Below are 2,093 nucleotides of genomic sequence, written 5' to 3'. Positions count from 1 at the left end.
CGGAAACCTTGGCCGGTTTGCACTTTGTTGTCTTCACGATTCTGATGCTTGGAAATGCAGCCACGCTCTTTCAAAGTTCATAACACGCTCTAGCAATGGCATTGCGAGCAGGGTTCCAGCGCCGACCGCTCAGGTGCGGGTTGGCCGTCCCAACGCCCCGCCACAGGTAGCTGTTAGCTCTCGCAGCCCATCCGGTGCACTGCGCGTAGTGCGCGAAACCCTTCCCGCAGCAGCGAAGCCCAGATGACCCGGTGCGTAGCTGCAGCGCCAAATCAGAAACTCCCGCATCCCGCCTACCGGCGCATATCGACAATCAGAGCGTCATCCCGCATCGCACAGAGACGCTATGAACGACTACGCTTCTTATCGCTACCTGCCTGCCGATGGTTGGTACGCCACCTATTCACAAGCTGCCGAGGCCGATGAGCCACGTGTCTTCCAGCGCGTGGCCCTATGGCGGGTGGCCCCGCATGGAACGATCGTTGGGCTGATCTCTTCGCCCGACCATAGCCAGGACGAGAGCGAATCGCAGCTTCTGAGCTCACCGCGCGGTCTAGGCGTCCACTACATCCACATTGATGATCTGACCGCGGAGGAACGCGAGCAGATCCGCCGCAGACGTTTCAGTTGATCGCCTTTGCGAGGTCTAATCCCTGCGGACTCATTTGGAATCTGACGAGATGCGAACTGCTTCAATGTCTTTGCTAAGTCTTCCGCACGCGAAGACTGTCGTCGCCGACGTCGGTGCGCCTGTGTCCGTTACCGCTTCCCCCTGTCGGGTGCGCGACAGCGCGGGGGCGTTCGCCGGCCTCAATGCTGCGCCGGTCAAACGCATACGCAAGACGCTGCAATCGATCGTGGCAAAGGCAGAGCGATCATGTCACGTGCCTCTGCTGCAGATAGATGCCCAAACCTCCGATCTCGCCAGTGCGATTGCACAGGTGGATGGTGCATCGGCACAGTCGTCCAGGCAGGATGAGCAATGGGAGATGCACTGCCGTGTTGTCCTCGAATGCATGCGCGCATGCGCGGGCGAATCCTACACGGCCGATCTGGCGACGGTGGCCGACATCGGCGGGCTCCATCTTGATGCGCCGATGTCCACGCCGCGGTTGAAATTGTGGGAGGGTGCGACGGACGACGCGATCGTGGTGGTGCTGGGTTTCTCCGGCACTCGCTTGGATGTGACCAACGATCTGCTGTGCAACATGAGAAGCCAGATCGCCCAGCCGCACGTCAACATATTGGACGAACGCCTTCCCACGTTGGGCAAGGTGGGCGCAGGCTGGCAGGAATGGTGGCACTCCGAAGCTCAGCTGCCGCGCACCGAAGGAGCCATCATGAAGGACGTGCTGATACGCTACTCGAACCTGGCGCGGGACAGCGGCAAGGCATTATTGATGTCATTGACGGGACATAGCTTGGGCGCGTCAGGGGCCATGGTCGCCGGCTTCGATATCGCGCACTTTCTGCGTGCGGCCGGGGCCAGTGGCAAGGTCAGCGTGTATGCCTTCAACCCGCCACGGCTGGGGCAAGCGGGCATCGTGAGGCGCTACAGGGACAACCTGACATCGGAGCGCAGCGCATTGCACTTCACGCTGCGCCAGTTCACTCGCACGCTGGATCCGATCCAGTCCATGCCCTTTTTCATGCATCACCCGCACTGGAATCAAGACAGGGCAGCCACTGGCGAGCGCGCCGGCAGCGCCAGCGGCGATCGCTTCGCGCAATTCGTCACCATTACAGACCAGCCGGCGAGCAGGATCAATCTGGCGGACAACCACGAATTGACGTTGTGGGGCCCTTATTTCCTGTCCAAGATCGAGCAGGCCAAGTTGCAGCGCATCTTCTCTCCCGTGGAGGTGTCAGAAGGGACATCCGGAGACTCGCGTCTTTCCCGAAGGCAACTGTTCGTCTCCTTTAAAAATTCTCTAACAGGGTTGTAAGCCGGAAGACGGTCGGCAGGAATCCGTAAAAAATTTCTTGGCTGGCAGCAAGTTAGGTGTTTGATCCCAGGCTTTGATGGTGCACTATTTTCCCTCGATTGGAAGGAAGCACTATGGGCCAGGTTCTACACGGGAGCGCCACTACGA

At 59.7% G+C, this 2,093-nt stretch carries 2 protein-coding genes; both read left to right on the top strand.

Annotated features, from left to right (window positions below):
* Positions 1 to 346: 346 nt before the first annotated feature.
* Positions 347 to 631: a hypothetical protein gene (locus tag XarbCFBP7408_RS21885; RefSeq protein WP_104564689.1), complete on the top strand. Its 285-nt coding sequence runs from the start codon at positions 347 to 349 to the stop codon at positions 629 to 631.
* A gap of 64 nt (positions 632 to 695) precedes the next feature.
* On the top strand, positions 696 to 1,946 hold the full coding sequence (gene xopAP / locus XarbCFBP7408_RS21880) for a XopAP family type III secretion system effector (RefSeq protein ID WP_104564688.1): 1,251 nt from the start codon (positions 696 to 698) through the stop codon (positions 1,944 to 1,946).
* Positions 1,947 to 2,093: the final 147 nt, after the last annotated feature.

It is taken from the genome of Xanthomonas arboricola pv. guizotiae (assembly GCF_002940205.1).
Lineage (GTDB): Bacteria > Pseudomonadota > Gammaproteobacteria > Xanthomonadales > Xanthomonadaceae > Xanthomonas > Xanthomonas arboricola_C.
This window is presented reverse-complemented; position numbering and strand designations above follow the sequence as displayed.